Raw genomic sequence first — 24,450 nt, forward strand, 5'->3', positions numbered from 1 at the left:
CCTTTTTTTGTTGCCTGCCACCATGCACTGTCCGTTTTGCGGTGCCAATGACACCAAGGTCATCGACTCGCGTCTGGTCGCCGAGGGCGAACAGGTGCGTCGCCGTCGTGAATGCGTCGCCTGTGGCGAGCGTTTCACCACCTTCGAAACTGCCGAACTGGTCTTGCCGCGCCTGATCAAGCAGGACGGCACCCGCCAGCCTTTCGATGAAGACAAGCTGCGCGCCGGCATGCAGCGCGCCCTGGAAAAACGCCCGGTGAGCGTCGAGCGCCTGGAAGCGGCCCTTGCCCACATCAAGAGCCGCCTGCGCGCCACCGGCGAGCGCGAGGTCAAGTCGCTGGTGGTGGGCGAGCTGGTCATGGCCGAGCTGCGCAAGCTCGACGAAGTCGCCTACATCCGCTTCGCCTCGGTCTATCGACGCTTCCAGGACCTGGACGAGTTCCGCGAAGAAATCGACCGCCTGGCCCGCGAGCCGGCCAAAGAGTGAGCATGCCCAGCCAGACCGCGATCCTCGACGCCCACTACATGGCCCGTGCGCTGGAACTGGCGCGCAAGGGCTTGTACAGCACCCATCCCAACCCCCGCGTCGGCTGCGTGATCGTGCGCGACGGCGTGGTGGTCGGTGAGGGCTGGCACGTACGCGCCGGTGAGCCGCACGCCGAGGTGCATGCCCTGCGCCAGGCCGGCGAACTGGCGCGCGGCGCCTGTGCCTACGTCACCCTCGAGCCTTGCAGCCATCATGGCCGTACCCCGCCGTGCGCCGAGGCCTTGGTCAAGGCCGGCGTCGCGCGGGTGGTCGCGGCCATGCAAGACCCCAATCCGCAGGTTGCCGGCCGTGGCCTGCGGCGCCTGGCCGAGGTGGGGATCGAGGTCGCCAGCGGCGTGCTCGAAGCCGAAGCCCGTGCGCTCAATCCAGGTTTCCTCAAGCGCATGGAACGTGGCCTGCCGTTCGTGCGCGCCAAACTGGCAATGAGCCTGGACGGGCGCACCGCCATGGCCAGTGGTGAGAGCCAGTGGATCACCGGCCCTGCCGCGCGCTCGGCGGTGCAGCGCCTGCGCGCGCGTTCAAGCGTGGTATTGACCAGTGCCGCCAGCGTGCTGGCCGACGACGCACGCATGACCGTGCGCGGTACCGAACTTGGCCTGGACGGCGAGACCACGGCCTTGGCCCTGAGCCGTACGCCGCTGCGCGTGCTGGTCGATGGCCGTTTGCGCCTGCCGTTGCAGGCGCCGTTCTTTCAGGCCGGGCCTGCCTTGGTGATCAGCGCTGTCGCGGATGACCCGCGCTATGCCGCTGCCGGCCATGAACTGCTGAGCCTGCCGGGCGACAATGGCCGGGTCGACCTGCTGGCGCTGCTGCGCGTACTGGCGCAGCGCGGCGTCAACGAGATCCTGCTCGAGGCCGGTGCCGGCCTGGTCGGCGCCTTCGCCAGCCTGGGCTTGATCGATGAGTACCAGCTGTTCGTCGCCGGTACCTTCCTGGGCTCCGAGGCGCGGCCGCTGCTCGACTGGCCGCTGCAGCGCATGAGCCAGGCGCCGCGCTTGAAAATCACTGAAATGCGCGCGGTGGGCGATGACTGGCGGGTCACTGCCATCCCTCTGCCGGCACCCGGCGTATAATGCCCGGCTTGCCCCGCGCAATCCGTTTTTGAGGAAGTCCCATGTTCACCGGCATCATCGAATCCATCGGCACCATCCGCAGCCTGACGCCCAAGGGCGGTGACGTGCGCGTGTACGTCGAAACCGGCAAGCTCGACCTGAGCGACGTCAAGCTCGGCGACAGCATCGCCGTCAACGGCGTGTGCCTGACCGCCGTGGAGTTGCCAGGCAACGGGTTCTGGGCCGATGTCAGTGTCGAGACGCTCAAGCGCAGCGCATTCGTCGACCTCAAGAGCGGCAGCAAGGTCAACCTGGAAAAAGCCCTGACCCCGACCACGCGCCTGGGCGGCCACCTGGTCAGCGGCCATGTCGACGGCGTCGGCGAAATCATCTCGCGCAGCGATAACGCCCGCGCCATCCAGTTCCGCGTGCGTGCCCCGCGCGAGCTGGCCAAGTACATCGCCCACAAGGGCTCGATCACCGTCGATGGCACCAGCCTGACGGTCAACGAGGTCAATGGCGCCGAGTTCGAGCTGACCATTGTCCCGCACACCCTGTCCGAAACCATCATGGCCGACTACCGCGCAGGGCGTCGGGTTAACCTTGAGGTCGACCTGCTGGCCCGTTACCTGGAGCGCTTGCTGCTGGGCGACAAGGCCGCTGAACCGAGCAAGGGCAGTGGCATTACCGAAAGCTTCCTGGCCGCCAACGGCTTCTTGAAATCCTGATTGAGAAGGGGGTGCCACGTGGCGCTCAACAGCATCGAAGAACTGGTCGAAGACATCCGCCAGGGCAAAATGGTCATCCTGATGGATGACGAAGACCGCGAGAACGAAGGCGACATCATCATGGCCGCCGAGTGCTGCCTGCCGGAGCACATCAACTTCATGGCCAAGCACGCCCGCGGGCTGATCTGCATGCCCATGACCCGCGAGCGCTGCGAGACCCTCAAGCTGCCGCTGATGGCGCCGCGCAATGGCTCGGGCTTCGGCACCAAGTTCACCGTGTCGATCGAAGCTGCCGAAGGCGTCACCACCGGCATCTCCGCCGCTGACCGCGCGCGCACCGTGCAGGCCGCCGCGGCCAAGGACGCCAAGGCCGAAGACATCGTCAGCCCCGGCCATATCTTCCCGCTGATGGCCCAGCCCGGCGGCACCCTGGCCCGCGCCGGCCACACCGAAGCGGCCTGCGACCTGGCGCGCATGGCGGGCTTCGAGCCGAGCGGGGTGATCTGCGAGGTGATGAACGACGACGGCACCATGTCGCGCCGCGCCGAACTGGAAATATTCGCCGCCGAGCATGGCCTGAAGATCGGTACCATCGCCGACCTCATCCACTACCGCATGATCCACGAGCGCACCGTGCAGCGCGTCTCCGAGCAGCCGATCGAGAGCGAGCTGGGCGAATTCAACCTGGTCACCTACCGCGACGCGGTGGAAGGCGACGTGCACATGGCCCTGACCCTGGGCGATATCCGCGCCGAAGAGCCGACCCTGGTGCGCGTGCACAACATGGACCCTTTGCGCGACTTGCTGCTGGTCAAGCAGCCAGGGCGCTGGAGCCTGCGCGCGGCAATGGCTGCCGTGGCCGAAGCGGGTAGCGGCGTGGTGCTGCTGCTGGGCCATCCGCTGGATGGCGACGTGCTGCTGGCGCATATCCGCGAAAGCGCAGGCGATGCCCCGACCAAGACCCCGACCACCTACAGCACCGTCGGTGCCGGTTCGCAGATCCTGCGCGACCTCGGTGTGCGCAAGATGCGCCTGATGAGTTCGCCGATGAAGTTCAATGCGATATCCGGATTCGATCTGGAAGTTGTAGAATACGTGCCCTCCGAGTGACTTGAGGCGGCACTGACGCCCTCCAGCTCGAGTCCAGACCCCTGTCGAGGCCGCCTGCATGCGGCCTCGCTCTTGAAGATGAGAATATCGGAATGACCCTGAAGACCATCGAAGGTACCTTCATCGCCCCCAAAGGTCGCTATGCTTTGGTGGTTGGCCGCTTCAACAGCTTCGTCGTCGAAAGCCTGGTAAGCGGTGCCGTTGATACCCTGGTGCGCCACGGTGTCAGCGAAAGCGACATCACCATCATCCGCGCCCCGGGCGCCTTCGAAATCCCGCTGGTGGCACAGAAGGTCGCCCAGCAAGGCGAATACGACGCGATCATCGCCCTGGGCGCAGTGATCCGTGGCGGTACCCCGCACTTCGAATACGTGGCGGGCGAATGCACCAAGGGCCTGGCCCAGGTGTCCATGGAGTTCGGCGTACCGGTGGCCTTCGGCGTTCTGACCGTCGACTCCATCGAACAAGCCATCGAGCGCTCCGGCACCAAGGCAGGCAACAAAGGCGGTGAAGCTGCCCTGTCTGCCCTGGAAATGGTCAGCCTGCTGGCGCAGTTGGAGGCCAAGTGATTAGCGACGAAAGCGATCGTTTCAACCCGCGCGATCAAAAACCTGCGGATGCCGGCAAGCCATCGAAGAGCGCCAAGCGCCGCGAAGCCCGCAAGCTCGCGACCCAGGCCCTGTACCAATGGCACATGGCTCAGCATTCGCTGAACGAGATCGAAGCGCAGTTCCGGGTCGATAACGATTTCACCGATGTCGACGGTGCCTACTTCCGCGAGATCCTTCACGGGGTTCCAGCGATCAAGGGCGAAATCGACCAGGCGCTGGTGCCGTGCATGACCATCGCGCTCGATGAGCTCGATCCGGTCGAGCTGGCGGTGCTGCGTCTGTCCACCTGGGAGCTGATCAAGCGCGTCGACGTACCGTACCGCGTGGTGATCAACGAAGGCGTGGAGCTGGCCAAGGTATTCGGCGCCACCGACGGGCACAAGTTCGTCAACGGCGTACTGGACAAGCTGGCGCCGTCCCTGCGTGAAGCTGAAGTCAAGGCGAACAAGCGCTGATCCTGGCGCGGCCGGCCCATGGGTGAGTTCGAGCTGATCAACCACTACTTCGCTGCCGCGCCCTGCGCGCAGGGCGGCGAAGGCGTGGCGTTGGGCATCGGTGACGACTGTGCGCTGCTCGAGCTGCCAGCCGGCGAACAGCTGGCGGTGTCGACCGATACCCTGGTGGCCGGCGTGCATTTCCCGCGTATCTGCGATCCTTCCCTGCTAGGCCAGCGCGCGCTGGCGGTGGCGGTCAGTGACCTGGCGGCCATGGGCGCCACGGCGATTGGCTTCACCCTGGCGCTGACCCTGCCGGATGTCGGCGCCCAGTGGCTCGGCGAATTCGCCCAAGGCCTCTGCCGCATGGCCCACCGTTGCCGCATGAGCCTGATCGGCGGCGATACCACCCGTGGTCCACTGAGCATCACCGTCACCGTGTTCGGCCGCGTGCCCGTTGGCCGGGCTCTGCGTCGCAGCGGCGCCAGGCCCGGCGATCTGCTGTGTGTCGGTGGGGCACTGGGCGACGCAGCGGGGGCGCTGCCGCTGGTGCTGGGTGAGCGCGATGCGCCTGCCGAACTGGCCGAGCCGTTGCTGGCACGGTACTGGGCGCCGATGCCGCAGCTGACGTTGGGTCAGGTATTGCGCGGCAAGGCCACGGCAGCGCTGGACATTTCCGACGGCCTGCTCGCCGACTGCGGGCATATCGCCAAGGCGTCGGCCGTGGCGCTCGAGGTGAACCTGGCCCAGGTGCCAGTGTCTCCTGCACTGCAGGCCCTGCTTGGCGAGGATGCCGCGCGCCAGCTGGCGCTGAGCGGTGGCGACGACTACGTACTGGCCTTCACCTTGCCGCCTGCCGAGCTGGCATCGCTGGCCAGGGTGGCGGATTTCGGCTTCGGCAAGGTGCATGTCATTGGCCAGGTCCTCGAGGGCCACGGCGTGACGCTACGCGGCCCCCAGGGTCAGGACATAACCCCCGCGACACGGGGCTATCAACACTTTAGGGAGACACCGTGACCGACCACCCCAACCAGGTGCCAGCGGAGTTCGTGCCGCCCTCGGTGTGGCGCAACCCCTGGCACTTCATCGCCTTCGGCTTTGGCTCTGGCACCCTTCCCAAAGCCCCGGGAACCTGGGGTTCGATGGTGGCGATCCCGTTCATTCCGTTGTGGCAGATGCTGCCCGACTGGGGCTACTGGCTCCTGCTCGGCGTCACCATGCTGTTCGGCTTCTGGTTGTGCGGTAAAGTCGCCAATGACTTGCGTGTGCACGACCATGAGGGCATTGTCTGGGACGAGATGGTCGGCATGTGGATCACCCTCTGGCTGGTGCCTGATGGGTGGCAGTGGATCCTTGCCGGATTCCTGATGTTCCGCTTCTTCGACATCCTCAAGCCGTGGCCGATTCGCTGGGTCGATCGCCATGTGCACGGCGGTGTCGGGATCATGCTCGATGACGTCCTGGCCGGCGTGTTCGCCTGGCTGGGCATGCAGCTGCTGGTGTGGGCGGTAGGCTGATCAGGGAGTGAGTCGATGGCCGTGAGGACTGTGCTGCTGGCAATGTTGCTAAGCTTCGCTTCAGGGGTGATGGCCGCCGAGACCTTGCCCAGGCAGATCCGCTTGGTCAGTGAGGACTGGCTCGACTACACCAACGCCGATGGCACCGGCGTCGCCTGGGACGTGCTGCGCAAGGTCTTCGAACCCGCTGGGGTCAAGGTCGTGACGCAAAGCGCGCCGTATAGCCGCGCAGTCGGCCTGGTCAAGCGGGGCGAGGCGGACGCCTGGGTCGGTTCGTACAAGGACGAGAACGAAGACAACCTGTACCCGCGCTGGCATTTCGATATGGACCATATCTATGCCCTGGGCCTGGCCGGCAAGCCGCCGCCGAGCCTGGCCACCGTTGGCGAGTACCGGCTGGCCTGGGTACGCGGCTACGACTACGCCAGCTACCTGCCCAATGTGCGCAACTACCGTGAAATTCAGCGCCGTGAGGGCATACTGCCCATGCTCGAGCATGAGCGCGTGGACTTCTACATCGATGCTCAAACCGAAGTCGACTACGTGCTAGGGCAAACCTCGCAGCCCCAGCGTTTTCGCAGTACTCATCTCGCCGAACTGCCCCTGTACCTGGCATTCGCCAACAATGAGCAGGCGCGCGCACTGCGTGATCTGTTCGACAAGCGCATGGCGGCCGTTGTGCGCAGCGGCGAGCTGAAAGCGATTTTCGAGCGCTGGAAACAGCCCTATCCGTTCTCGGCCGACAGCAAGCCCCAGTGACCGTGCCCATGAACCGCCGTCGCCGACCGATCTAACCATCGAACTTTTCGATATCACGCCACGGTATTCAACGAGCGCACAGCCGGCAACCTGCTGATACAATCGGTCCACGCAAAATTTCTACTTATCCAGGAGCACAACGTGCCCGTCGTCTTTGTTGCCGCCTCTAAACTCCCGACTCCCTTTGCGACTTTCACCATGCATGGCTTTCTCGATGAAGCCACTGGCCGCGAGCATGTGGTGCTCAGCCTGGGTGATATCGGCGATGGCGAGCCGGTGCTGGGGCGGCTGCACTCCGAGTGCCTGACCGGCGATGCCTTGTTCAGTCAGCGCTGCGACTGCGGCTCGCAGCTGGAAGCGGCACTCCAGGCAATCGCCCGCGAAGGTCGCGGGGTGTTGCTGTACCTGCGACAGGAAGGGCGTGGCATCGGCCTGCTGAACAAGATTCGCGCCTACGAACTGCAAGACGGTGGCGCCGATACCGTCGAGGCCAACGAACGCCTGGGCTTTGCTGCAGACCAGCGTGACTACGCCATGTGCCTGCCGATGCTCGAGCACCTGGGGGTGAAATCCCTGCGCTTGATGACCAACAACCCGCGCAAGGTCAAAGCCTTGACCGATATGCACATTCACGTGGCCGAGCGCGTGCCGCTGCACACCGGGCACAACCCGCACAACAGCCACTACCTGGCGACCAAGGCGGGCAAGCTTGGCCACATGCTGGGTAACGAGCACCAGGGCGAGGTGCCCCAGGCGTGATCGGCGCCGAGGCCTGGCGTCGTCTGGCGCAGGCCTCATGGCGTTACCTGACGGCAGCCGTGGCGCTCGTGGCGGCCTGCTGGGCCCAGGCCGATCAACCCCAGCGGGTGGTCAGCCTGGCGCCATCGATGAGCGAGATCCTGCTGGAATTGAACGCCGACGATGTGCTGGTCGGCATGCTCGACGGCGCTGAACGTCCGCCCGCGTTGCGCGCGCTGCCGTCGGTCGGGCGCCAGGGCCAGTTGGACCTGGAAACCCTGCTCAGCCTCAAGCCAGACCTGCTGCTGCTCTGGCCCGGCAGCGTGAACGCTGCGCAACTCGATCAGCTCAAGCGCCTGGGGATTCCCCTCTACAGCGCCGAACCCCATACGCTCGAGCAACTGCTCGAGCAGATCGAAGCCCTGGCCGTGCGGATTGGCCGCGCCGAGCAGGGCCGCCAGCATGTGCAAGCCTTGCGCGAGCGCCTGCAGCAGCTGCGTGAGCAATACTGGCGCGCGCAGCCGTTGCGGGTGTTCTATCAGGTGTGGGACCGTCCGCTCTACACCCTGGGCGGCCAGCAGGTGGTCACTGATGCCCTCGCCGTGTGCGGTGCGCGCAACATCTTTGCCGAGTTGCAGCAGCCGGCGCCGCAGGTGAACATCGAGTCGGTGCTGATGCGCGACCCGCAGGTGATCCTCGCGGCTGATCCAGCGCAGTTGGCCAGTTGGAAGGCCTGGCCGCACCTCGCCGCAGTGGCCCAGGATGCGTTGCTGGTGGTGCCGGACAACGGCCTGGAGCGCCCCAGCGGGCAGATGATCGAAGCCACCGCCCGCCTGTGCGCGCTGCTGGCCGCTAGAGCGCCGGCGTCCAAGTGACGCGGTCTGGCCACCGAATTGCTGGTTGTCGTCACGGCGCACGGCTCCAGCGGCTGTCCTCGATCGTAGGAGCGAGCGCAGCTCGCGATGCGCCGCGCGGGCGGCGCTCGATTGCACAAGCGCCAAACCATCGAGCGTTTCGAGGACGTCCGTGGCCGCACCTCCAACAGCCTTGAGCGGGGCGTTTACTTCGCAGGCAACGCGCGTGGTCGATCCGCGCCTTGCCTGCGAACAGGCGTTACAGGCCGAGCCTGGTCATCCGCGCGGTGACGGCCGCTTCGATGCCGGCCGCGTCCAGCCCGCACTCGGCGAGCATCTGCGCAGGCTTGGCGTGCTCGACGTAGAGATCGGGCAAGCCCAGGTGCAGCAGCGGCTTGACCACTGCATGATGGGCCAGGCATTCGCCGACGGCAGCGCCAGCACCGCCCATGATGCTGTTTTCTTCGATGGTCACCAGCAAGTCATGCTCGGCAGCCACCTGCAGCACCAGGGCCTCGTCCAGTGGCTTGACGAAACGCATGTCGACCACCGTCGCATTGAGGCGCTCGGCCACCTGCAGCGCCTCGGCCAGTTGCACGCCGAACACCAGCAAGGCGACCTTTTCGCCCTGGCGGCGCACCACGCCCTTGCCGATTTCAAGCGGATCAAGGTCGCCGCTGATCGGAGCGTTGGGCCCGGTACCGCGCGGATAGCGCACGGCAGCCGGACCGTTGTAGTGGTGGCCGGTGCTGAGCATCTTGCGCAGTTCGTTCTCGTCGCTCGGCGTCATCACCAGCATGCCGGGGATGCAGCGCAGGTACGACAGATCGTAGCTGCCGGCGTGGGTCGGACCGTCTTCGCCGACCAGGCCCGCGCGGTCGATGGCGAACAGCACATCGAGGTTCTGCACGGCGACGTCGTGGATCAGCTGATCATAGGCACGCTGCAGGAAGGTCGAGTAGATCGCCACCACCGGCTTGCTGCCTTCGCAGGCCATGCCCGCTGCCAGCGTGACCGCATGCTGCTCGGCAATCGCCACATCGAAATAGCGCTCCGGGTAGCGCTCGCTGAACGCAACCAGGTCAGAGCCTTCCTTCATCGCCGGGGTGATGCCGACCAGGCGGTTGTCGGCAGCCGCCATGTCGCACAGCCACTGACCGAACACCGCCGAATACTTCGGCCCGCTGACGGCCTTGGGCACCACCGGTTTATCCACAGGCTCGAGCTTGGTGATGGCGTGGTAGCCGATCGGGTCGATTTCGGCCGGGGCGAAACCCTTGCCCTTTTTGGTCACCACGTGCAGGAACTGCGGGCCCTTGAGGTCACGCATGTTGCGCAGGGTAGCGATCATGGTCGGCAGGTCGTGGCCGTCGATCGGGCCGATGTAGTTCCAGCCCAGCTCTTCGAACAGCGTGCCTGGCACCAGCATGCCCTTGGCGTATTCCTCGGTGCGACGGGCGATTTCCCAGGCGCCCGGCAAACGCGACAGGACCTTCTTGCTGCCCTCGCGCATGCTCGCGTAGGTACGGCTGGAGAGGATCTTGGCCAGGTAATTGGACAGCCCGCCGACGTTGCGCGAAATCGACATGTCGTTGTCGTTGAGGATCACCAGCATGTCGGCGTTGACTTCCTGGGCGTGGTTCAACGCCTCGAAGGCCATGCCGGCGGTCAGCGCACCGTCACCGATCACCGCGATCGACTTGCGCGCGCTGTTCTGCAAGCGGGCGGCGATGGCCATGCCCAGGGCGGCGCTGATCGAGGTGCTGGAGTGACCGACGCCAAAGGTGTCGTACTCGCTTTCGCTGCGGCGCGGGAAGGCGGCGACACCGTCCTTCTGGCGCAGGCTGAGCATGCGCTCGCGGCGGCCGGTGAGGATCTTGTGCGGATAGGCCTGGTGGCCCACGTCCCACACCAGCCGGTCGTCGGGGGTGTCGAAGACATAGTGCAGGGCGATCGTCAGCTCGATGACGCCCAGGCCTGCACCGAAATGCCCACCGGTTTGTCCGACGGTGTAGAGCAATTCCTGGCGCAACTCGTCGGCCAGGTTCTCCAGGTCGGCTTCGGCCAGCCGGCGCAGGCCGGCAGGCGTGTCAGCGCGGTCGAGCAACGGCGTGACCGGGCGTTCGCGGGGGATCTCTTGAAACGTCGTGGGCATCAGGCGAGTCGTTATAGGTGTGTTGAGACGCGGCAGTTTACCCCATTGTAGGAAAGACTGCCCATTCATGCGGGTGGTGCGTGCGGCCGTCAGCTGGCCGCAGCCCATCAGTGGCGGCGTTCGACGATATAACGCGCCAGCGCGCGCAATGGCTCGGCCTGCTCGCCGAACCCTTGTAATGCGACCAGCGCCTGGTCGCGCAGTTCGATCGCATAGGCCTTGGCTGCTGGCAGGCCAAGCAGCGCCGGGTAGGTCGGTTTGTCGCGGGCGATGTCGGCGCCTTGGCGCTTGCCCAGGGTGGCGGTGTCGCTTTCGACATCGAGGATGTCATCCTGCACCTGGAAGGCAAGGCCCACGGCCTGGGCATAGCATTGCAGGGCATCCAGCTCGGCCTGTTCGGCGCGCGCGCTGGCCAGGGCGCCCAGGCGCACGCTGGCCTCGATCAGGGCACCGGTCTTGTGCCGGTGCATGAACGCCAGTGCTTGCTGGTCCAGCTTCTGGCCCACCGAACCAAGGTCGATGGCCTGCCCGCCGACCATGCCAGCGGGACCCGCTGCCTTGGCCAGGGCCTGGACCATGCTCAGGCGGATACCGTCGGCCTGGGGGCTCAGGCGCGGGTCGAGCAGGGCGCTGAAGGCCAGGCTCTGCAAGCCGTCGCCTGCGAGAATGGCGCAGGCTTCGTCGAAGGCTTTGTGCGTGGTGGGCTGGCCGCGCCGCAGATCATCGTCGTCCATCGCCGGCAGGTCGTCATGCACCAGCGAATAGGCATGGATCAGCTCCACAGCGCAGGCCGCGCCGTTGGCCTGCTCGGCAGGCGCGCCAAGGGCTTCGCATGCCGCGTAGGCCAGCAGGGGGCGCACGCGCTTGCCGCCGTTCATCACGCTGTAGCGCATGGCGGCGTACAGCCGTTCGAGTTCCGTGGAAGGGGCGCTGAACAGAGCCTCGAGGGCAGCGTCGACACGTGCCTGGCAGCTGGCCTGGTAGGCTGCGATCATGCTTCTGGCTCCGCATCGAACGGCTGCGCCGCCAGCTCGCCGTCACGCTCGAGCAAGATCTGCACTTTCTGTTCGGCCTGGGCCAGGGCGCCCTGGCAGTCACGGGTCAGGGCGATGCCTTGCTCGAAGGCGGCCAGCGAGTCTTCCAGCGACAACTCGCCGTTCTCCAGGCGCTCGACCAGTGCTTGCAGCTCGGCGAGGGATTGTTCGAAATCGATGGAGGCTTTTTTGCGGGCCATGGCGACGCTCTCGGTAGCGGGTCGGAACCGCGCGACGTTAGCAGAGCAGGGCTAGGGGAGCAAACTTCCGGCAGCGTGAGGCCGCCAGGCGGCCCCCGTGCTATGGCTCAGGCGGGCTCGGCTTGCAGCTCCAGCATGGCTTGCCGGCAACCTGCCAACTCCTCGATGGTCAGCACCGGCAGGTTGTATTGGCGCGCGTAGACCGCCACCTGCTCACCGCGGGCCATGCTGCCATCGGGGTTCATCAGCTCGCACAGCACCGCCGCAGGCCGCAGCCCGGCAAGCAGCGCCAGGTCAACCGAGCCTTCGGTATGGCCGCGACGGGTCAACACGCCGCCATCGCGTGCCCGCAACGGAAACACATGGCCCGGGCTGACGATATGCCGCTGCTCGGCCGTGGAGCGCAGCGCCGCTTCGATGGTGGTGATGCGGTCCTGGGCGCTGACACCGGTGCTCACGCCCTCGGCGGCCTCGATGCTGACGGTGAAACCGGTGCCGTGACGTGCCTGGTTGTTGGGCACCATCGGCGCCAGTTGCAGCGCATCGACGCTAGCTTCATCCAGGCACAGACAGACGATGCCGCTGCAATCGCGGATCATCATGGCCATGGTTTGCAATGACAGGTTCTGCGCGGCGGCGACGATGTCGGCTTCGTCCTCGCGGTCGTCATCGTCGAGCAGCAGCACCGGGCGCCCGGCCTGGAAGGCAGCGATGGCGGTGAAGACATTGGGGAATCGTTGTTGCAGCAAAGGGGACATGAAACGCTCCTCGGGATAGGTCGATGAACGTCTCGGGGCGAACCAAACGCGCGCGCAGGGGCGCCCGAAACGGCCCCTGCCTGACGCCTTCTTTCATCCGGACTATGACCGTCGGCTCTGGAGTCGCACCAGATCTGCTGACCCCCGGCATGGCCGGGGCGCTCGCGGGCTCATCTTTCGATTTACCGCCGGTGGGGACTTTCACCCCGCCCTGAAGACCGCGCCAGCATAACCCACTGCGCAGGGCCGCTGGCAAGCCCGCAGGCTAAGACTTTCGGCGTAACAGCCGCCGTGAGCGCCAGGCTCAGCGTGAAGCCTCGCGCAGCACCTGGGCAAGCGACGCCGGCAGCATCGGCCCGTGGCCCAGCCCTTGAAAGCGCACGAAACGCAGCTTCAGGCCCGACACCTGAGCGAGCTGCGCGAGCAGTTCTTGCGCCGCTTGGCCGGCATCGGCGCGCACCGCGCCATGCGGGCTGGCCGGCTCCTCGCTGCCGCGCATCAGCAGCAGCCGCACGCGGCGAGGGCCCAGGCGCTGTTGCAGCCCGTGCGCCTCGGCCATGATCGCGCCGTCGTTCCACCACAGCGATGGGCTGGCCGCTGCGTAATCACTGAATGCATCCGGGCGGGTGAACAGCGCATGCAGCACGGCCAGCCCGCCGTACGAGTGGCCCCACAAGGTTTGCCGATGCGGGTCGATCGGCACCCGCTGCGCCAGCAACGGGCGCATTTTTGTGGTCAGCAGATCGAGAAACGCGTCCACGCCACCGCTGGGCTGGCCGCTCAGTGGGTCGCGTTGTTCGGCCCGACCTGGCAATGCCGGGGTGTAGTCCAGGGTCCGACCGGCGCGCTCGATGCGCTGCTCGGTCTGGTAACCGACCGCCACCAGCAGCGGCGCCTGGCCGTCGGCAAGGGCACGTAGTTGCTGGCTGTTCAATGCACTCAGCGCCGCGTTGCCGTCGAGCATCCACAGTACCGGGTAGCCGCTGGCAGGCGCTGGACGCTTGGGTTGGCCAATCCACAGGCGGTAGTGGCGCTGGCCATCGGCAGCGTCCAGGTCCAGGTGGCTGAAGGCATAGGCCAGGTCATGGCGCTGCAACAGCGCAGTGTCCATCTTCTGCTGACGATCCGGCTGCGCCAGCGCCAGGGGCGAGATCAGCGCCAGGGTCAGCAGCGCGGCCAGGGTGGTCTTGCTCATCGAAACTCTCTTCAAGCGGGGCATCAGGACTGGGCGTCACGGTAGGGCCTGATGATAGCCAGCCCCGGCAGGCGGTAAAGCGCCTTAACTTTCTAAACCTTGCCCGGCGCCAGGCAACACCAGGTGCAGACGCAAGCCGGGATTGCCATTGCTGGCCCATAGCCGGCCACCTTGCAGGGTAATCGCCCGGCGTGCGATGGCCAGGCCCAGGCCGAAGCCGGTGCCGCTGCCTGACAAGCGCTGGTAGGGTTCGAAGATGCGCTCCAGGTCTGCCTCGGGCACGCCAGGGCCCTGGTCGCTCAGACACAGGTGCCAGCAGTCGCCCTCACGCCAGCCGTCGAGGCACACCGTGCCTGCTGGCGGTGAATGACGAATGGCATTGCGCATCAGGTTTTCCAGCGCGTGTGCCAGGCTATCCAGGTGCGCCTGTACCTGGCAGTCGCTGTCCAGCGAGCAGGGTAGGCGCGCGCGATCCCAGCCACTTTCGAAACAGACGTCCTGGCACAACGCTTCCCACACCGAGAGCACCGGCACCGGCTCAGTGGTCAGCTGTGGCTGCTCGGTATCCATCCAGGCCAGGTCGAGGGTGTCTTCGAGCAGCTTCTGCATGTCGTTGACCTCGCGCTCGAGTCGCTCGCGCAGTTGCGCTGGCGGCAGCGCGCTGTCGTGGGCGATGCGCAGGCGGGCCAGCGGGGTACGCAGTTCATGGGACAAGGTGCGCAACAACAGACGCTGCTGCTCCAGGCTCTGGCGCAAGCGGCAGGCCATGTGCTCGAAGGCCTGGGCCAGTTCGCCCAGCTCATCGCGGCGCTCCTGCAAGGGTAGGGCGGGGCTTTGCAGGTCGTCGGCGCGCAACGCATCGGCCCGGTCACGCAGGCGGTTGAGCGGCGCGACCAGCTGCCGGTAGATCGCCAGGCCCAGCAGCAGGGCCAGCAGGCTCGGCGCAACACCGTGGGTGATGACGTGGGTCCAGGGCGTGAGGCCGGTCGGTAGCAGGCGCTCGGGCAATTGCATGACCAGGCGGCCGGCTTCAGGGTGCTGAGGAAACTCGATGCTGACGTAGGGCAGTTCGTCCTGCAGACGGCGACTCAGCGGCCAGTCGAGCTTGCGCATGAAGGTCAGGTGGCTGGCCTCCTCTGCGCTCAGGGGCGTGGTGCCAAGGCTTTGCAGGTGCGCGCCGAGCACCGCTACCCAGGTACCCTCGGCGTGTTCGAGCCGGCGCCGCAGCGCTTCGACACCGCTTGCGCCGTGTTGCAGCCAGGCCTGTTCGGCCTGCTGCGCATAGCGTGCCAGGTAGTCCTGGTCGGCTGCCGGCAGAAAGTAGCTGCTGCGCTCCACCGACAGGCCCCAGGTCCAGATCAGCCAGGTCAGCAGCAGGCAGAAACTGACCTGCAACGCGGCCAGTTTCCACAGCAACGGGTGCCGGCGCATCAGCTGCGTTGCGGGTCGAGCAGCACATAGCCCTGACCGCGCACCGCCTGGATCTGCACATGCTGGGCGGCAATCTCGGCCAGCTTGCGGCGCAGGTTGCAGACGTGCACATCCAGGCCACGGTCAAGCCGGGTATAGGCTCGATGCAGCACGGTCTGGTAGAGAAACGGCTTGCTCAGCGCCTCGCCTGCATGCGCGCTGAGCGTAGCCAGCAAGCGAAACTCGGAGGCGGTCAGGCCAGCAGCTTGGCCTTGGTAGATCACGTCCTGCAGATCCTGCTCGAACAGCAGCGAGCCGCCGCTATTCGGCGCCGGGGTGGCATGGCCAAAGGCAGCCCGGCGCAACAGGGCGTCGACGCGCGCGTCCAGCTCAGCCAGGCTGAACGGCTTGGGCAGGTAATCGTCAGCCCCCCGGGTGAAGCCGCTGATGCGGTCCTGCTCGGCACCCAGTGCCGACATCAACATCACCGGCACAGCCTGTTGGCAGCGCAGCTCCTCGAGCACGCTGAGGCCATCGATGCCCGGCAACATGATGTCCAACAGCACCAGGTCGAAGCGCTCGCGCTGCACCGCGCTTCGCGCCGATGGGCCATCGGCACAGGCGGTGACCTTGAAGCCACGGCTGTGAAAATGACGCTGCAGATCCTCGAGCAGGCGTGGATCGTCTTCGGCGAGCAGGAGCGAAGTGGCCATGGTTTTCTAATGAGAATTCATATCAGTTGGCAATCATCCCACCGCGCAGCAGGCAGGGCAATGCTGCTGGCGCACGGCTATGTGTTAAGAAGGTTAATCCAGCTGCGCCCCGGACAGCGGTCCGGTATGGTTCGCAAAAAGCAACTTGTTTCGTTTGCGATTCAATATCATTTGCGCGAAGGGTGCGTCATGAGCGGTGTTAAACGTTGGGGAAGCCCGCGACGGGTTCGGGGCTGGCTGGTGCTGGGGCTGCTGGCGCCGTTTTCATTATCGGCGCTGGCGCAGGGCGTGGCAGAGCAGGCGACAGCCGGGGAGGTGACGCTGGATTTGCCGGCACTGACCATCGACGGCAACCGGCTGTACGACATGCTGCCCTCGGAGCAGACCGGCGGTTACAGCGTCGATGCGGCCACGGTGGGCACCAAGACCCCTGCGGCGCTCAAGGACATCCCGCAGTCGATCACGGTGTACACCCAGGATTACCTCAAGGACCGCCAGTTCGTGCACCTCGATGACCTGGCCAAGTACACCGCCGGCCTGCGTACCCTGACCAACGACAGTGGGCGCTCGTCGATCTATGCGCGCGGCTACGAATACAGTGAATTCAACATCGACGGGTTACCGGCACCCATGGCCAGCATCTTCGGCACCGTGCCCTCGCTGGCGGCGTTCGACCGCGTGGAGATCATGCGTGGCCCGGCTGGCCTGTTCAGCAGCACCAGTGAGCTGGGCGGTATCGTCAATATGGTACGCAAACGCCCGACCGCTGAATTCCAGGGCCATGTCGAAGGCAGCTACGGAACCTGGGACACCAACCACCAGGCGCTCGACCTGAGCGGCCCGCTGGACGATGGCGGCCGGGTGCGCGGGCGCTTCGTCGCCTCGCGAGACGACACCAATGGCGAGGTGGACTACAACGCCAACACCAGCGAAAGCTACTACGGCGCGCTGGACATCGACCTGGACGACGCCACCCAGTTGTCACTCGGCCTGATCCACGAGGTCAAGAACATCACCCCGCATAACGGCTATCCGGCGACGCTGTCCGGCGAGGTGCCCGACTTCAGTCATTCGCGCTTCCTCGGCGCCGACTGGAACTACTTCGATGGCAAGACCACCGACCTGGTCGCCGAATTGACCCACCGTTTCGACAACGGTGGCTACGGGCGCGTCGCCGCGCGCGGCTCGCATCGCGAAACCGACTACCTGTATGCCTTCACCGCGACCAACGCCACGACTGGCGCCAATTCCGAGCGCGCCAGCGCCCGTGATTTCACCCAGGACACCTACTCCCTGGATGCCAGCTACAGCCAGCCATTCGAAGCGTTCGGCCAGGTCAGCGAGTTCGTGGTCGGGAGCGACTACAAGAACTACGACACCGAGTACCTCAACGGCACCAGCAACCTTGGGGCGATCGACGTCAACACTTATTCGCCGCAGCGCTTCGCCAAGCCGGCGCCGAATTACAGCACCGAAACCGGCATGCAGGAAGAAGAGTACGGGCTCTACTCGAAAGTCACCCTGCGTCCGGTCGAGCGTCTGGCGCTGATTGCCGGCGGGCGCTTCAGCTGGTACCGCGGCGACTTCTACACCACCACCCTGCGCAGCGGCGCGACCGTGAACGATGACAAGCGCGTCGATGGTCGCTTCACGCCCTACGGCGGCGTGGTCTACGACTTGACCGACAACCATGCGCTGTACGCCAGCTACTCGCAGGTGTTCACGCCGCAGTCCGATACCGATGCCAGCGGCCGTGTGCTCAAGCCGCGTCAGGGCCAGCAGTATGAATTCGGCCTCAAGAGCAGCTATTTCGGTGGCGACCTCGACACCCGGCTGTCGCTCTTCCGCCTGACCGACGAAAACCGCGCCAGCACTGACTACGATGCCGACGGCGTGGACACCGGTTTCTCGGTTGCCTCGGGCAAGACGCGCGTCAAGGGCGCTGAAATGGAAATCAGCGGCAGGCTTACGGAAAACTGGGAAGTGCTGGCGGGCTACACCTGGATGCAAACCGAGACAGTCAAGGGGGATGCGCAAACCACCTTCTTCATCATGCCGCGCCACCAGGCCTCGCTGTGGAGCAAATACACCATCGCCCAGGGTCCGCTGAACGGCCTGGCCATTGGCGGCGGGGTGTCGGCGATGAGCAGCTTCTATTCCGAAAATGGCGGCGTACGCATCGATGCGCCGGGTTACGCCACGGTGGACGCAATGCTGTCATACCCGCTGACCGAAAAACTGACGGCGACCTTCAACGTCAACAACCTGTTCGATCGCGACTACCTGTCGCGGGTCGGCTCGACCTCGACCTTCAACTTCTACGGGCCTTCGCGCAGCATGCTGGTGGGGGCGCGCTACGACTTCTGACGGCGGGCGTCGCTGGCGTTGGGCGTGCGGTGCCTGTGCGAACGGGCGCCGCCTGGGCCGAATGACGGGCATTAAAAAGCCGGCTTGTGGCCGGCTTCTCGGGGACGTTTCCGACTAATTTATGGTAAGTCGCAACCGCCTTAACGGGGTGGCCTGAAGGCCTGAAAGAGATGGCTGACGGTCGTGTGGAGCGTCGCCGAGCCCTCTGCAACGCGGCTTGCGCCGGGCGGGGCTGAATGTGCCGGGTAGCATACAAGGGCCAGCGCGCGATGCCCAGCAAAAAATGGCATCGGCCGGCTTAGCCTGGGCGACGCTGGCGATAATGGGACCAATGGAACACCCACCCCAGCACCTGCAGTTTTTGCGCACGCCGTTGCAGCGGGGTATAGCGCTCGATCGCCTCGCGCCGGCTGTGGCTGTGCAGGCACAGGCTGTCGCGGTGGCCGACGCTCAGGCTGTTCACCCGCAGCCTGCCGTTGTGCAGCAGCGCGTAGATCTCGCCATCGACTACCTGGGTGTAGCTGAGGTCGATCGCCAGTACCGCATCGCGAGGGATCCACGGCTGCATGTTGGCGGCAGGCATCATCATGCAGATGGCCTGGTCCAGCGGCACGGCCAATGTCTGCAGTGCCCGTTGCGGCATCGCCAGGTGATGATCGGCCACTGCGCTCAACTCGCCATGGTGCAGCTCATGCAGCGGCACGTGCACCAGGGGCTCGGGCGGCTGTTCAGGCGTCCCGAATGCCGGCACGGGGGACGCCTGTGGCGCATACAGGTGCAGAAACGAGCGCGGGTGCTTGGGCCCTTCGCCGGTCTGCAGCCAGCGCCGGTGAACGCCGAACAACTCGGCCAGTTCACCAACCCGTGCCATCGGCACACCACGGCTAAACCAGTTGTTGACGTGCTGCGAGGTGACCCCGCGCTGCACGGCAAAATCAGCGGGCGTCAGGCCACATTCCTTCAGAAGCGCTTTGAGGCGGTCGCCGGATCTATTCATGCAATGCAGTGTAGCGGCCGAGTGCCAGCAAGGAAATGAACGAGGCGTTGATGCAATCGGTAGGAAAAATACCGGCTTGTAGGACGAAGATGTAGGAAGTTGTAGGGTTTTTCGATAAACAGCTAGCCAAAAAAAACCCCGCCGCGGCGGGGTTTTCGACAGCGGTATCAGCCCTTGTAGGCTGCGACCGACTTGGTGATCGCAGCGCGGGCGGCGTCGGCGCCGTCCCAGCCTTCGATCTTGACCCACTTGCCCTTCTCGAGGTCTTTGTAGTTCGCGAAGAAGTGCTCGATCTGCTGGATCAGCAGAGGCGGCAAGTCGGTGTATTCCTTCACGTCCACGTACAGCTGGCTCAGCTTGTCGTGGGGAACAGCGATGACCTTGGCATCACCGCCGCCATCGTCGGTCATGTTCAGCACGCCGACTGGACGGGCACGGATCACCGAGCCTGGAGCGACCGGGTATGGGGTGACGACCAGCACGTCCAGCGGATCAGCGTCGTCGGCCAGGGTGTTGGGGATGAAGCCGTAGTTGGCCGGGTAGAACATCGGGGTGGCCATGAAGCGGTCGACGAACAGGGTGTCGCTGTCCTTGTCGATTTCGTACTTGATCGGCGCGTGGTTGGCCGGGATCTCGATGGCGACGTAGATGTCGTTCGGCAGGTCTTTGCCCGCCGGAATCTTGCTGTAGCTCATTGGGCAGTGTCCCCGTGTCTGATCGAAAAAGTGGCGGCGATTATAGGCATATTCCGCCAGCCCATGCCACGCCTGGCCTGATGTGTCGGCGCATCAGGCGTGGCTTGCGCGATAGTCCGGGTGTTCGGCCTGTAATTGCGTCAGACGCGTCAGCGGGTCTTGCCGGTAGAACAGCGCCAGCTGCTGGTACACCTGTGGATAAGCCTGCTGCAGCAGGTCGGGTGCGCTGAAGAAATACTCGCTGGTGACGGCGAAGAACTCTGCCGGGTTTTCCGCAGCATAGGGATCGATGGCAGTCTGCGCGTCGGGGTTGGCGTCCAGCTGCCGGTTGAGGTCGTCGTAGGCGTGCTGCATGGCTTCGGCCCAGTGTTCGACGCGCATCTCTGGGTGCAGCGGCGGCAGGCCGTTGGCGTCGCCATTGAGCATGTCGAGTTTGTGCGCCAGCTCGTGGATCACCAGGTTGTAGGCCTCCCAGCCGCCACTGGCCAATACGCCGGCCCAGGCCAGGATGATTGGCCCCTGCTGCCAGGCCTCGCCGCTGTGCTCACCATCCCAGGCATGTTCCACGCCGCTGGCATCGCGGTGGCGCTGTGGGCTCTTGAAGTCATCGGGGTACAGGATGATTTCGTGAAAGCCCTGGTACCAGTTCAGCTCGCCCAGGTGCAGCAACGGCAGTTGTGCCTGGGCGGCGAGGAACAGGCGCTGGATATCGTCGAGCTCGACGCCCGGCAGGGTGGTCAGGTGCTTGTCGAGCAAGAACAAGATGCACGCCTCGCGCAGCCAGTGGTCTTCTTCGGCGCTGATACCGTCGAGCATCGGCAGGCGCTCGCGCACCGCCCGCCATTGCTGCGGGGTGATCGGATAGCGCGCCAGGGTGCGTTTGCGCCGCCATGCGCTGAACGACCACATGGGGCGGTCAGTGCGCCTTGGCGGTGCGGCCGAAGCGGCTGCGCAGCAAACCCAGGATCATCGGCACCAACGACAGCACGATGATGGCCACCACCATCAGCGACAGGTGCTGCTTGATGAATGGCACGTTGCCGAAGAAGTAGCCCAGCGTCACCAGACCACCGACCCACAGCAGCGAACCGGCCACGCTGAAGCCCAGGAAGCGCGGGTAGTGCATGTGGGCGATACCGGCCACGAACGGCGCGAAGGTGCGCAGGATGGGCAGGAACCGCGCCATGGTCACGGTCTTGCCGCCGTGGCGTTCGTAGAAGTCGTGGGTGCGCTGCAGGTAGTCGCGGCGGAAGATCTTCGAGTTGGGGTTGTTGAACAGTTTCTCGCCCGTGGTACGGCCGATCACATAGTTGGTGCTGTCGCCCAGGATGGCGGCGGCCATCAGCAGGCCGGCCAGCAGTACCGGGTCCATGCCGCCACCGGCTGCGACGGCGCCGGCGATGAACAGCAACGAGTCACCCGGCAGGAACGGCATGATCACCAGGCCCGTTTCGCAGAAGATCACGGCGAACAGAATGGCGTAGATCCAGGGGCCATAGTTGGTGACCAGCAGATCGAGGTAGGCATCGAGATGCAGGATAAGGTCCAGCGGGTTGAATTCCATGTACAGCACCTGTGTTCTTGACCCGCGACTACGGGCCCGCGATGACGGGCATTGCCCTGGGCGTCGGCATGATTACCTGCAGAGGGGTAAATTTTCACACATGACCGGAGCGGGCATTATACGGCGAAGTGTAAAAGCTGCCCGGGGAGATTGTAGCCGCGGATTACTGCGTAAAGCTGGCGGCCTCTTGCCGCCGCAGCGGCAAAGAAGCCGGTGAAATCAATCCGACTGGATCGGCAGGACGTAGTTCTCGAACTCGGTGTCCTTGCGAAAGCCGATCGACTCGTAGGTCTTGCGCGCCGCCTCGTTGTTAGCGTTGGTCGAGACGCGCATGCGCACCGCGTGGGTGTCCCTGGCCATTTTCTTGGCCTCGCGCATGAGGTGGTCGGCTACCAGCATGCGCCGCGAGTCCTCGGCCACGAAAATGTCGTTGAGGATCCACACGCGCTTGAGCGACAGCGATGAAAAGCTTGGATACAACTGGCAGAAGCCCAACAGCTTGTCGTTGTCGTCGTCCGCCAGCGCCAGGTAGATCACCGACTCGCCGCGCTTCAGGCGCTTTTGCAGAAACGCCCGCGAACTGTCGGGGTAGGGCAGCGCCCCATAGAACTCGCGGTAACGCACGAACAACGGGGTGAGCAGGTCGAGGTGTTGCAGGGTTGCCTTGATGATGCGCATATGCGGCCTCAGCGTCCATTTGGGAAACAGCGGTATGCCTGCAGGGTCTACAGGCATGCTGCCCGAACCCAGGCCATCAGTGCAATCGGCCTGCATGACAGGTCGCTTAACCTTCGCCGAGCAGGAAGTTGCCCTGTTTGGGCGTGGCCTGTTCGCTGTCGATGCTATTGACCTGCGCTTCGTCCTTGAGATTCACCCCGGACAGCTGGCGCTTGCACGCTTCGCGCATCAAGTACAGCAGGCGATGGGCGGCCATGCCGTAGCTGAGCCCTTCCAGACGGATATTGGAGATGCAGTTGCGGTAGGCGTCGGTCAGTCCGACCTTGGGCGCATAAGTGAAATACAGCCCCAGGCTGTCTGGCGAGCTGAGCCCTGGGCGTTCGCCGATCAACATCACCGTCATGCGCGCCCCCAGCAACTGGCCTACTTCATCAGCCACCGCGACCCGGCCCTGCTCGACCAGCACCACCGGCGCGCAGGCCCAGCCGTCGCCGGCCGCCTGGTCGTCGAAGCGCGCCAGCAGGGGCACCGTGTGGCGGTGTACGGCCAATGCCGACAGGCCGTCGGCGACCACGATGGCCAGGTCGACGCCGCCGGGGTTGTCCTGGGCTTGCTGACGCAGGCGCTCGGCTGATGCGTCGTCGAGCCGGCGGCCCAGGTCAGGGCGTTGCAGGTACTGGTGGCGGTCGGCGGCGGCGCTGTGCAGCACCAGGCTGTCGCGGCCGCGCTCCTTGAGCTGCTGGGTCAAGGTGGCGTGGTCGAAGGGCAGGTGCACGGCGTCGCGGGCCTGGGCGTGGGCGAATTGGAAATCCAGCTGCGCGCCGGTCGGCAGGCTGGTGCCGCTGCGCCCCAGGGCAATGCGCGCCGGCGTCAGGGTGCGCAAGGCCAGCCAGGGGTTTTCCGGGGTGGGGGTGGAGCGGTCCATGGTCACCTCTCAAGCCAATTGCGCCAGGGCCTGGCGAAATGCCGGCGGCAGGTTGTCGCCGAAGCGTATGCGGCCATCGGTCTGGGTGAAGATGCCGGTGCGCTGCAACCAGGCTTCGAATTCCGGAGCAGGCTTCAGGCCCAGGGTCTGGCGGGCGTACAGCGCGTCGTGGAAGGACGTGGTCTGGTAGTTGAGCATGATGTCGTCGGAGCCAGGGATGCCCATGATGAAATTGATGCCGGCAACCCCCAGCAGGGTCAGCAGGGTATCCATGTCGTCCTGATCGGCTTCGGCATGGTTGGTGTAGCAGATGTCGCAGCCCATGGGCACGCCCAGCAGCTTGCCGCAGAAGTGATCCTCCAGGCCCGCGCGAATGATCTGCTTGCCGTTGTACAGGTACTCGGGGCCGATGAAGCCGACCACGGTGTTGACCAGAAACGGCTTGAAATGCCGGGCCACGGCGTAGGCGCGGGTTTCGCAGGTCTGCTGGTCGACGCCGTGGTGGGCGTTGGCCGAGAGGGCGCTGCCCTGGCCAGTCTCGAAGTACATGAGGTTCTGCCCGAGGCTGCCACGCTTGAGCGACAGCCCCGCCTCGTAGCCTTCCTGCAGCACGTTGAGGTTGATGCCGAAGCCGGCATTGGCCGCCTCGGTGCCGGCGATCGACTGGAACACCAAATCCAGCGGCACGCCGCGATTGATCGCTTTGATCGAGGTGGTGACGTGGGTCAGCACACAGGCCTGGGTCGGGATGTCATAACGCTGGATGATCGCGTCGAGCATCTCCAGCAAAGCGCAGATCGAGGCAGTGCTGTCGGTCGCCGGGTTGATGCCGATCATGGCGTCGCCGTTGCCATACAGCAGGCCGTCGAGAATGCTCGCGGCGATACCGGCTGGCTCGTCGGTCGGATGGTTGGGCTGCAAGCGCGTCGACAGGCGCCCGCGCAAGCCCATGGTGCCGCGAAACTGGGTGACCACGCGGATCTTCTGCGCGACCAGCACCAGGTCTTGCACACGCATGATCTTCGAAACGGCGGCGGCCATCTCTGGTGTCAGCCCTGGGGCCAGGGCGCGCAGGCTGTCCTCGGTGGCGTCTTCGCCCAGAAGCCAGTCGCGCAGGCCACCGACGGTCAGGTGGCTGATCGCGGCGAAGGCCTTGGCGTCATGGGTATCGATGATCAGCCGCGTGATCTCGTCCTCTTCGTAGGGGATCAGCGCCTGGTTGAGAAACTCGGTGAGCGGCAGGTTGGCCAGGGCCATCTGCGCCGCCACCCGTTCGCCGTCGTTGCTCGCCGCAAGGCCGGCCAGGTAATCCCCGGAGCGTGCCGGACTGGCCTTGGCCAGCAATTGCTTGAGGCTGTCGAAGCGGTAGAGCATTTGCCCCACGGTGTGCACGTAACTTCCCATACAGT

At 65.2% G+C, this 24,450-nt stretch carries 26 protein-coding genes and 1 riboswitch; of the genes, 12 read left to right on the plus strand and 14 right to left on the minus strand.

Annotation, left to right across the window (positions count from 1 at the left end):
* Positions 1-22: 22 nt before the first annotated feature.
* From nrdR to FS665_RS16105, 11 genes are all read left to right on the plus strand, one after another.
* Positions 23-487: a transcriptional regulator NrdR gene (gene nrdR / locus FS665_RS16055; protein WP_016393425.1), complete on the plus strand. Its 465-nt coding sequence runs from the start codon at positions 23-25 to the stop codon at positions 485-487.
* Positions 488-489: 2 nt separating this feature from the next.
* Entirely contained in the window at positions 490-1,620 is a 1,131-nt protein-coding gene (gene ribD / locus FS665_RS16060) for a bifunctional diaminohydroxyphosphoribosylaminopyrimidine deaminase/5-amino-6-(5-phosphoribosylamino)uracil reductase RibD (RefSeq protein ID WP_145190373.1), read from the plus strand.
* A 41-nt stretch (positions 1,621-1,661) separates the two neighbouring features.
* On the plus strand, positions 1,662-2,327 hold the full coding sequence (locus FS665_RS16065) for a riboflavin synthase (protein ID WP_145190376.1): 666 nt from the start codon (positions 1,662-1,664) through the stop codon (positions 2,325-2,327).
* Positions 2,328-2,345: 18 nt separating this feature from the next.
* Positions 2,346-3,437 carry a bifunctional 3,4-dihydroxy-2-butanone-4-phosphate synthase/GTP cyclohydrolase II gene (gene ribBA / locus FS665_RS16070; protein ID WP_145190379.1) on the plus strand — a complete coding sequence of 364 codons (1,092 nt, stop codon included), beginning with the start codon at positions 2,346-2,348 and terminating at the stop codon, positions 3,435-3,437.
* Between the two features lie 92 nt (positions 3,438-3,529).
* Positions 3,530-4,006, plus strand: coding sequence for a 6,7-dimethyl-8-ribityllumazine synthase (ribE, locus tag FS665_RS16075; RefSeq protein ID WP_027917814.1), 477 nt, complete (start codon positions 3,530-3,532; stop codon positions 4,004-4,006).
* Positions 4,003-4,503 (plus strand): transcription antitermination factor NusB, encoded by a 501-nt coding sequence (gene nusB / locus FS665_RS16080; protein WP_145190382.1) that lies wholly within the window; start codon positions 4,003-4,005, stop codon positions 4,501-4,503. The genes ribE and nusB overlap by 4 nt, the downstream gene beginning before the upstream one ends.
* 18 nt (positions 4,504-4,521) lie before the next feature.
* On the plus strand, positions 4,522-5,499 hold the full coding sequence (gene thiL, locus FS665_RS16085) for a thiamine-phosphate kinase (protein WP_145190385.1): 978 nt from the start codon (positions 4,522-4,524) through the stop codon (positions 5,497-5,499).
* Positions 5,496-5,999 (plus strand): phosphatidylglycerophosphatase A, encoded by a 504-nt coding sequence (locus FS665_RS16090; RefSeq protein ID WP_145190388.1) that lies wholly within the window; start codon positions 5,496-5,498, stop codon positions 5,997-5,999. The genes thiL and FS665_RS16090 overlap by 4 nt, the downstream gene beginning before the upstream one ends.
* A 15-nt stretch (positions 6,000-6,014) precedes the next feature.
* Positions 6,015-6,758, plus strand: coding sequence for an ABC transporter substrate-binding protein (locus FS665_RS16095; protein ID WP_145190391.1), 744 nt, complete (start codon positions 6,015-6,017; stop codon positions 6,756-6,758).
* 141 nt (positions 6,759-6,899) lie between these two features.
* Entirely contained in the window at positions 6,900-7,517 is a 618-nt protein-coding gene (ribA, locus tag FS665_RS16100; RefSeq protein WP_145190394.1) for a GTP cyclohydrolase II, read from the plus strand.
* A gap of 47 nt (positions 7,518-7,564) precedes the next feature.
* Positions 7,565-8,371 carry a cobalamin-binding protein gene (locus FS665_RS16105; protein WP_145190880.1) on the plus strand — a complete coding sequence of 269 codons (807 nt, stop codon included), beginning with the start codon at positions 7,565-7,567 and terminating at the stop codon, positions 8,369-8,371.
* A 238-nt stretch (positions 8,372-8,609) separates the two neighbouring features.
* On the opposite strand, the gene dxs is transcribed toward FS665_RS16105, so the two are convergent.
* From dxs to FS665_RS16140, 7 genes are all read right to left on the minus strand, one after another.
* Positions 8,610-10,505, minus strand: a complete 1,896-nt coding sequence (gene dxs, locus FS665_RS16110; protein WP_145190397.1) for a 1-deoxy-D-xylulose-5-phosphate synthase — start codon at positions 10,503-10,505, stop codon at positions 8,610-8,612.
* A gap of 107 nt (positions 10,506-10,612) precedes the next feature.
* Complete coding sequence (gene ispA, locus FS665_RS16115; protein WP_145190400.1) at positions 10,613-11,500, minus strand: (2E,6E)-farnesyl diphosphate synthase; 888 nt, start codon at positions 11,498-11,500, stop codon at positions 10,613-10,615.
* Positions 11,497-11,739 (minus strand): exodeoxyribonuclease VII small subunit, encoded by a 243-nt coding sequence (locus FS665_RS16120; protein WP_145190404.1) that lies wholly within the window; start codon positions 11,737-11,739, stop codon positions 11,497-11,499. The genes ispA and FS665_RS16120 overlap by 4 nt, the downstream gene beginning before the upstream one ends.
* Before the next feature lie 107 nt (positions 11,740-11,846).
* On the minus strand, positions 11,847-12,497 hold the full coding sequence (gene ribB / locus FS665_RS16125; RefSeq protein ID WP_145190407.1) for a 3,4-dihydroxy-2-butanone-4-phosphate synthase: 651 nt from the start codon (positions 12,495-12,497) through the stop codon (positions 11,847-11,849).
* Positions 12,498-12,578: 81 nt separating this feature from the next.
* Positions 12,579-12,720, minus strand: a riboswitch (FMN riboswitch).
* An 81-nt stretch (positions 12,721-12,801) separates the two neighbouring features.
* A complete protein-coding gene (locus FS665_RS16130) occupies positions 12,802-13,692 on the minus strand; it encodes an alpha/beta hydrolase (protein WP_145190410.1) in 891 nt (296 codons plus the stop codon).
* Positions 13,693-13,776: 84 nt separating this feature from the next.
* A complete protein-coding gene (locus FS665_RS16135; RefSeq protein ID WP_145190413.1) occupies positions 13,777-15,123 on the minus strand; it encodes a sensor histidine kinase in 1,347 nt (448 codons plus the stop codon).
* Positions 15,123-15,815 (minus strand): response regulator transcription factor, encoded by a 693-nt coding sequence (locus FS665_RS16140; protein WP_145190415.1) that lies wholly within the window; start codon positions 15,813-15,815, stop codon positions 15,123-15,125. Before FS665_RS16140 ends, FS665_RS16135 begins: the two co-directional genes overlap by 1 nt.
* A 189-nt stretch (positions 15,816-16,004) precedes the next feature.
* Between FS665_RS16140 and FS665_RS16145 the strand changes: the two genes are divergently transcribed.
* The gene (locus tag FS665_RS16145) at positions 16,005-18,182 is read left to right on the plus strand and encodes a TonB-dependent siderophore receptor (protein WP_145190418.1); all 2,178 of its coding nucleotides are present in this window, start codon (positions 16,005-16,007) and stop codon (positions 18,180-18,182) included.
* A 298-nt stretch (positions 18,183-18,480) separates the two neighbouring features.
* On the opposite strand, the gene FS665_RS16150 is transcribed toward FS665_RS16145, so the two are convergent.
* The 7 genes from FS665_RS16150 to FS665_RS16180 form a co-directional block, all read right to left on the minus strand.
* On the minus strand, positions 18,481-19,179 hold the full coding sequence (locus FS665_RS16150) for a helix-turn-helix transcriptional regulator (protein ID WP_145190421.1): 699 nt from the start codon (positions 19,177-19,179) through the stop codon (positions 18,481-18,483).
* 167 nt (positions 19,180-19,346) lie between these two features.
* Positions 19,347-19,874 (minus strand): inorganic diphosphatase, encoded by a 528-nt coding sequence (gene ppa, locus FS665_RS16155; protein ID WP_145190424.1) that lies wholly within the window; start codon positions 19,872-19,874, stop codon positions 19,347-19,349.
* A 93-nt stretch (positions 19,875-19,967) separates the two neighbouring features.
* Positions 19,968-20,783 carry a zinc-dependent peptidase gene (locus tag FS665_RS16160; protein WP_145190427.1) on the minus strand — a complete coding sequence of 272 codons (816 nt, stop codon included), beginning with the start codon at positions 20,781-20,783 and terminating at the stop codon, positions 19,968-19,970.
* A 7-nt stretch (positions 20,784-20,790) separates the two neighbouring features.
* Positions 20,791-21,438, minus strand: a complete 648-nt coding sequence (locus FS665_RS16165; RefSeq protein WP_145190429.1) for a DedA family protein — start codon at positions 21,436-21,438, stop codon at positions 20,791-20,793.
* Positions 21,439-21,657: 219 nt separating this feature from the next.
* A complete protein-coding gene (locus tag FS665_RS16170; RefSeq protein WP_145190432.1) occupies positions 21,658-22,116 on the minus strand; it encodes a GNAT family N-acetyltransferase in 459 nt (152 codons plus the stop codon).
* 106 nt (positions 22,117-22,222) lie between these two features.
* On the minus strand, positions 22,223-23,041 hold the full coding sequence (eutC, locus tag FS665_RS16175; RefSeq protein ID WP_145190434.1) for an ethanolamine ammonia-lyase subunit EutC: 819 nt from the start codon (positions 23,039-23,041) through the stop codon (positions 22,223-22,225).
* 9 nt (positions 23,042-23,050) lie between these two features.
* Entirely contained in the window at positions 23,051-24,445 is a 1,395-nt protein-coding gene (locus tag FS665_RS16180; RefSeq protein ID WP_145190437.1) for an ethanolamine ammonia-lyase subunit EutB, read from the minus strand.
* Positions 24,446-24,450: the final 5 nt, after the last annotated feature.

The organism is Pseudomonas sp. URMO17WK12:I11, from assembly GCF_007677725.1.
In the GTDB taxonomy this organism is placed as follows: domain Bacteria; phylum Pseudomonadota; class Gammaproteobacteria; order Pseudomonadales; family Pseudomonadaceae; genus Aquipseudomonas.